Origin of the sequence: Roseovarius tolerans, assembly GCF_900109855.1 — a bacterium.
Classification (GTDB): domain Bacteria; phylum Pseudomonadota; class Alphaproteobacteria; order Rhodobacterales; family Rhodobacteraceae; genus Roseovarius; species Roseovarius tolerans.
This window is the reverse complement of record NZ_FOBO01000026.1, coordinates 24,536-31,065: the sequence shown is the minus strand read 5'-3', so window position 1 is coordinate 31,065 and position 6,530 is coordinate 24,536. Positions and strand designations below refer to the sequence as shown.

General features: G+C 64.3%; 8 protein-coding genes and 1 tRNA gene. 6 read left to right on the top strand and 3 right to left on the bottom strand.

What is annotated here, in order from left to right:
- Positions 1-273: 273 nt before the first annotated feature.
- Positions 274-486 carry a DUF1858 domain-containing protein gene (locus tag BMX04_RS17860; protein ID WP_074788221.1) on the bottom strand — a complete coding sequence of 71 codons (213 nt, stop codon included), beginning with the start codon at positions 484-486 and terminating at the stop codon, positions 274-276.
- Between the two features lie 121 nt (positions 487-607).
- Here BMX04_RS17860 and BMX04_RS17855 point away from each other — a divergent pair, with 121 nt between their 5' ends.
- From BMX04_RS17855 to BMX04_RS17830, 6 genes are read left to right on the top strand one after another with little or no spacing between them, the layout of a single operon-like run.
- Complete coding sequence (locus BMX04_RS17855) at positions 608-1,060, top strand: c-type cytochrome (RefSeq protein ID WP_074788220.1); 453 nt, start codon at positions 608-610, stop codon at positions 1,058-1,060.
- A 12-nt stretch (positions 1,061-1,072) separates the two neighbouring features.
- Complete coding sequence (locus BMX04_RS17850; protein ID WP_074788219.1) at positions 1,073-2,422, top strand: cbb3-type cytochrome c oxidase subunit I; 1,350 nt, start codon at positions 1,073-1,075, stop codon at positions 2,420-2,422.
- A 3-nt stretch (positions 2,423-2,425) separates the two neighbouring features.
- The gene (locus BMX04_RS17845; protein ID WP_074788218.1) at positions 2,426-3,220 is read left to right on the top strand and encodes a CbbQ/NirQ/NorQ/GpvN family protein; all 795 of its coding nucleotides are present in this window, start codon (positions 2,426-2,428) and stop codon (positions 3,218-3,220) included.
- Between the two features lie 5 nt (positions 3,221-3,225).
- Entirely contained in the window at positions 3,226-5,109 is a 1,884-nt protein-coding gene (locus BMX04_RS17840) for a nitric oxide reductase activation protein NorD (RefSeq protein WP_074788217.1), read from the top strand.
- A 1-nt stretch (position 5,110) separates the two neighbouring features.
- Complete coding sequence (locus BMX04_RS17835; RefSeq protein WP_074788216.1) at positions 5,111-5,287, top strand: protein NnrT; 177 nt, start codon at positions 5,111-5,113, stop codon at positions 5,285-5,287.
- Complete coding sequence (locus BMX04_RS17830) at positions 5,284-5,532, top strand: NnrT protein (RefSeq protein ID WP_074788215.1); 249 nt, start codon at positions 5,284-5,286, stop codon at positions 5,530-5,532. The genes BMX04_RS17835 and BMX04_RS17830 overlap by 4 nt, the downstream gene beginning before the upstream one ends.
- 21 nt (positions 5,533-5,553) lie before the next feature.
- On the opposite strand, the gene BMX04_RS17825 is transcribed toward BMX04_RS17830, so the two are convergent.
- Both BMX04_RS17825 and truA read right to left on the bottom strand, forming a co-directional pair.
- Positions 5,554-5,630: transfer RNA gene (locus tag BMX04_RS17825), tRNA-Arg, on the bottom strand.
- Between the two features lie 42 nt (positions 5,631-5,672).
- Positions 5,673-6,446: a tRNA pseudouridine(38-40) synthase TruA gene (truA, locus tag BMX04_RS17820; RefSeq protein ID WP_074788224.1), complete on the bottom strand. Its 774-nt coding sequence runs from the start codon at positions 6,444-6,446 to the stop codon at positions 5,673-5,675.
- Positions 6,447-6,530: the final 84 nt, after the last annotated feature.

Below are 6,530 nucleotides of genomic sequence, written 5' to 3'. Positions count from 1 at the left end.
TTGGCAATGTCTGCGATCTCTTCACTGAGGAAGAGTGCTACAACTTCTTCAAGGCCGCAGGCTATGAAACTGATTGAACGCAACCCGCTCTAGCTGCAGGCTGAACGAATGGCCGCTTTGGGAAACTGCGCCAAACTTTGCAAACTCCCTGCCTACGCATTGCTGCGTTTCGAGCGAGACGCAGCATCCGTCACGTGGGCTACCTAACCGACATGCGCCGGGTCGCCCTGCTTGGGGCGTCTTGGCAACGGGGGATGCCTTCAGACCTCGCTCCTACCCCGGGTCCGCCGCCTGCATCAGTTCGGCGAGGAACGCCTCCTCATCCAAGTGATACTCGGCGCAGGCGTCGATCACCGTGTGGAACGGGCTGACGAGGCATCCGACGCAGAGCATCCGGTGCCGGACGAAGACCGGGACGGTCTGGGGCCATCGTGTCATCAGATCCGCCAGCGGCAGATCGGGGTCATCTGGTCGGGGGTGCCGCATCGTGCGCTCCTTTCTCCGACCAGCCTAACCGCGCAATCGCGCCAAACGTTGCGCTGGCACAAACTCCGTTGCCGGGCGCCCGCCTAGAACAGGTCATCCCGAATTCCAAGGAGGCCTGAACATGGCTGAAATCTTAACGAAATCACGGGCGCGCAACATCTTCTACGGGGGCTCGATCTTCTTTGTCGTGATCTTCGTGGCGATGACCGTCCATAGCCACAAATACGTGGTCGAAACCTCGACGGCGGGCATGGCGCTCAGCGAAGAGGTGATCCACGGCAAGCATGTCTGGGAAGAGCATTCCTGCATCAACTGCCACAGCCTGCACGGCGAAGGTGCCTATTTCGCGCCCGAAGTGGGCAATGTGATGACCCGCTGGGGCGTGCAGGACAGCGCCGAGGACTCCTTCGAGATGCTCAAGGGCTGGATGGAAAGCCAGCCGAGCGGCATCGAAGGCCGCCGCCAGATGCCGAATTTCAACCTCAGTGACGAAGATATCCGCGGCCTCGCGGAGTTTCTGCGCTGGGCCGATCAAACCGACACGCAGGGCTGGCCGCCCAATGATGCCGGGTAAGGAGTGAACCCCATGAAATACCAATCACAAAAAGTCGCGCTCTACTATTTCGTCGCGGCGATGGCCCTCTTCGGCATTCAGGTGCTGGGCGGGCTGCTGGCGGGCTGGGTCTATGTCTCGCCCAACTTTCTGGCAGAGATCCTGCCGTTCAACATCATCCGGATGATCCACACCAACGCTCTGATCGTCTGGCTGTTGCTGGGTTTCTTCGGGGCCGCCTATTTCCTCATTCCCGAGGAATCGGAGCGTGAAATCTGGTCGCCCAAGCTGGCCTATATCCAGCTTATCATCCTGGTCGTGGGCACCTTGGGTGCGGTGGGCTCGTACCTCGTCGGTATCCATGGCGGGCGCGAGTTTCTCGAACAGCCCTTGTGGGTCAAGTTCGGCATCCTCGTCGCGGCGCTGATCTTTCTGCTCAACATCTCGATGACGGTGCTGGCGGGCAAGAAGACCGCGATCACCAACGTCCTGCTGATGGGGCTGTGGCTGTTGTCGCTGCTCTGGGTCTTTGCCTTCATCAACCCCGACAACCTCAGCCTCGACAAGATGTACTGGTGGTTCGTCGTCCATCTCTGGGTCGAGGCGACCTGGGAGCTGGTGATGGCGGCGATCCTTGCCTTCCTGCTGCTAAAACTGACCGGGGTGGACCGCGAAGTCGTGGAGAAATGGCTCTATGTCATCGTCGCCACGGCGCTTTTCTCGGGCATCCTTGGCACCGGGCACCACTTCTACTGGATCGGTCTACCGGGCTACTGGCAATGGGTCGGCTCGATCTTCTCGACCTTCGAGGTGATCCCGTTCTTCCTGATGATGTCGTTTGCCTTCGTCATGGTCTGGAAGGGCCGCAAGAACCATCCCAACAAGGCCGCGCTCTTGTGGTCGCTGGGCTCCTCCACCGTTGCTTTCTTCGGCGCCGGCGTCTGGGGCTTTCTGCACACGCTGCACGGGGTGAACTTCTACAGCCACGGCACGCAGATCACTGCCGCCCACGGCCACCTTGCCTTTTATGGGGCCTATGTGGCGCTGAACCTCGCGATCTTCACCTATGCGATGCCGATGCTGCGGGAACGCGCGCCCTATAACCAGGTGCTGAACATGGCGTCCTTCTGGCTGATGACCGGCGGCATGGCCTTCATGACCTTTGTGCTGACCTTCGCGGGCACCATCCAGACGCATATGCAGCGCGTGGTGGGCGACTATTACATGCAGGTGCAGGACAGTCTGTCGATCTTCTACCTGATGCGGTTTGGTGCCGGTGCGGCTGTGGTGATCGGGGCCTTGCTGTTCCTCTATTCCATGCTGGTCGTGCGCAAATCCGAGGTGATCGCGCCCGGCCCTGCCAACCCTGTTCCGGGAGAATGAGCTATGAACATGGTCTATAAACCAACCCTGCCGTTCTATCAGCCGACGGGCCGCGAATGCGATCTTTTCGAGACGGCCCATGACAACGGTTTGCCCCTTCTTCTGAAGGGGCCGACCGGCTGCGGCAAGACCCGCTTTGTCGAGCATATGGCGGCCCGGCTGGGTAAGCCGCTTTATACGGTGGCCTGCCATGACGATCTGTCGGCGTCAGATCTGATCGGGCGCTATCTGCTCAAGGGGGGCGAGACGGTCTGGGTTGACGGGCCGCTGACCCGCGCGGTGCGCGAGGGCGGCATCTGCTATCTCGACGAGGTGGTCGAGGCGCGCAAGGATGTGACGGTTGTGCTGCACCCGCTGACCGATACGCGCCGCACGCTGATGATCGACCGCACCGGCGAAGAGCTGGTGGCGCCGTCGGGCTTCATGCTGGTGGCCAGTTACAACCCAGGCTACCAGAACGTGCTCAAGCGGCTGAAGCCGTCGACGCGGCAACGCTTCCTCTCGATCTCGTTTGAATTTCCGGGTGCGGAGTCCGAGATCGCGGTGGTCTCCAGCGAAAGCCGGTTGGAGCCGGGGCGCGTGGCCCCATTGGTGCGGCTGGCCGGGCATATCCGCAACCTCTCGGGTATGGACCTTGAGGAAGGCGTGTCAACGCGCCTGTTGATCTATGCCGCCACGCTGATGGCGGGGGGCATGGGCGTCGATCAGGCGCTGGAGGCAGCGGTCATCGAGCCGCTGAGTGATGAGCCCGATGTGCAGCAGGCGCTGCGCGATCTGGTCGCCACGATCTACGGGTGAGCGCCATGCATCTTCTCGATCTCATGGAGCCCGAAGAGACGGTCGGCAATCTCTGGCATGACATGGCCAGCGGGATCGGGGCGGATATCGGCCACCCCGAGGCGGGTGTCGCACTCGCCTCGGTCCGGCCCAGCCTTGCGGTGCTGTTTCGCGGTCTGGGTGGCGCACCCGGCGTGGAACTGAGCGAGGCGGCGGCGACGCTTATGCGCCATCGCCGCCCGCTGCGTCGCAAGCTGGGGGCGGAGCGCGACCGTGAGTGGGTCGCCGGGTTCGACAGTGAGCGGCTGACGCTGCCGCCGTTTATCGCGGCCTTTCCCGACCCTGCACTGAACCGGGCCGCGTATTTCTGGCTGACGGCGCTGGCGGCGGTCTGCGATCTGAATGGGATCGACCTGACCGGCGAAGGCCCGGCCCGCGATTGCGCGCAGGTGCGCGCCAATGCGGCGGCGGCGGATGCGGCCTATGCCGCCTGTCCCGGCCTGCGTCAGGCCCATGACCGGATGGCGCGGCTCTGCATGGCGGCGCGACCAGACGTTTTGCGGCCAGCGCAGGAGGCAATCATCGAAACCGCCATCCGCAACCAGCTTTGCGGGGCCACACCCGAGGTGACCGGGCACCCGGTGCCGGGGAGCTACATGCCCTTCGCACCGGTGCCGATCTGGCTGCGCTTTGCCAATGCGTCTTCTGGCGATGCCGCGACGGATCAGGCGGCAGACCCTGCCGCACCGCCGCCCGCTGCCGCGCATACCAGCCGAAAGCTGGGACGGCGCAAGGATCAGGATCAGCAGAACCGCAAGGACAGCTTTATCATTCACCGCTTCGAATCGATCCTGTCATGGATCGAGTCGATGAACATCAACCGCAGCGTCGATGACGACGATGACGAGAATGCCCAGAAGGCGGCGGATGATCAGGATGAAATCACCCTGTCGAAACAGGATCGCAAGGCCGCGACACGGCTGCGCCTGCATCTTGATCTCTCGCCCGCCGATGCCGATCACGAGGCGCTGGCGGGCACGCACACATACCCCGAGTGGAACCACCGGTCGCGCAGCTACATGGCCGATCATTGCCGGGTTCTGGATGCGCCAGTGGCCGCGTCTGACACGCCCTTCGTGCCGAACCAGCGCCGGATGCGCGAGGTGCGCCGCCAGTTCGAGGCACTGCGCCCGCGCCGTATCCTGCAACCGCGTCAGGTAGAGGGGAGCGAGCTTGATCTCGACGCGCTGCTGACCTCGCGGGCCGATCTGCTGGCCACTGGGCGCGGCTCTGACCGGATATGGCAATCGGCGCGCCAGACCGAGCGTGACCTGTCGGTGGCCTTCCTGATCGACACGTCGCGCTCCACCGAGGCCGCGATTGGTGACACCTCGGTGATCGAGGTGGCCCGTGAGGCGATGGCAGCATTGGCGGCAGGCATCGACGCGGCGGGCGACCGGCTGGGCATCTGGGGGTTTTCCTCGCTGCGTCGCGACCGGGTGTTCCTCAGCCGCTGCAAGGGCTTCGGCGACGACATGTCGCCCGCCATCACCGCGAATATCGGCGCGCTGAAGCCCGGGCATTACACCCGGCTCGGGGCGGCGATCCGCCATGTCAGCGCGCAACTGGCTGAGGAGCCGAGCGCGCGCAAGCTGCTGATAGTGCTGACCGACGGCAAGCCCAACGATCTGGATCACTACGAGGGCCAGCACGGTATCGAGGACAGTCACATGGCCGTCCGGGAGGCCCGCATGGCGGGCCACAGCCTGCATGGCATCATCATCGACGAGGACGGGCAGGATTGGTTCGCACGCATTTTCGGGCGCGGCGGCTTTACTCTGCTGCCCGATCCCGCGCGCCTGACCCGCGCGCTTCCCGATATCTATCGCACGCTGACACAGGAGAATTGACATGCGTTGCCTGACAGTCCTTTTCGCGGTGCTTATCGCATCGCCGACCCTTGCCAAGAGCTTTGACCGACCAATCCCGCAGGCCCAATCCGCCACCGCCGAATTCTGGTATGCGCTGGCCTGCCTTGCGCTCATCGTATCCATGATCGCCGTGCAGCGATTGGTCTCCCGCCGATGACACGCCAGGGCTGGTCCACGCCTCAGATTGCGCTCGCCCTCTATCCGTTTGGGGCCGGTGCGGCGGCGGTCAACGTGTTCTTCGCCTCGCTGATCTTCAGCTGGATCGGCGGGCCCGTGGCCTCGACCGCATGGTCGATTGGCCTCGGCTGCGTGATCGGGGCCCCCGCTACCTGGTATTTCGCCCGCCATATCCGGGAGCTGATGGACCGCGCCGATGCGCGCCCCGGCGCGGCGCGACCCTGATGATCTGCAGATGTGCCAAATTGGCGATCCCGCGAGGACTCGAACCCCGAACCTGCTGATTAGAAGTCAGCTGCTCTATCCAGTTGAGCTACGGGACCGCTGATGCGGCTCTTAGCGCGGGTGCGGTTCAAGATCAAAGCCTAATCTTGTGCGAACGGGTCCTCGGGATACACCACGCCCGCGAGGTAGAGCCCGTGTGGCGGGGCGACCGGGCCGCAGGCCGCGCGGTCGCGCGCGGCGAGGGCCTCGCGCACCTGGTCGGGCGGCCAAGCGCCTGCGCCGACGCGTTCCAGCGTGCCAATGAAGCTGCGCACCTGATTGTGAAGGAAGGACCGCGCGGCGAGGCGGAAATGCACCTCGCGCCCGGTGGGCGTGGCGATCTCTTCGATCTCCAGACGGTCGAGGGTCTTCACCGGGCTTGCCGCCTGGCAGATGGTGGAGCGGAAGGTGGTGAAATCGTGATGACCCACGAGATGCGCCGCGCCCGCGCGCATCGCGTCGAGATCCAGATCGCGCCGCACGTGCCAGACCCGGCCCGCCTCGATCGTGAGCGGCGCGCGCCGGGTGCTGACCCGAAAGAGATAGCGCCGCCCGGTGGCCGAGAACCGCGCGTGCCAGTCGTCGGCCACGCGCGCGCAGTCGGTGATCGCGACCGGCGCGGGCTTGAGGTGATAGTTCAGCGCCTCGGACAGGCGGAGCGGCGACCAGTCCCTGGCCATATCGCAATGGGCGACCTGCGCCAGCGCATGCACGCCTGCATCGGTGCGCCCGGCGGCGGCGATGGTATGTGGCCCCGGTTCCAGCCGTGCCAGCGCCGCCTCGATCGCGCCCTGCACCGAAGGCTGATCGGTCTGCCGCTGCCAGCCGACAAAGGGTGCGCCGTGATATTCGACCTGAAGGGCATAGCGGGGCATGGACATATCGCCTGGTTGCAGTTTGGTCCGGCCCTTTTGTCGCGGATCGGGGGCAGGGGGCAAGCCCATTTCACCGCGCGCCTT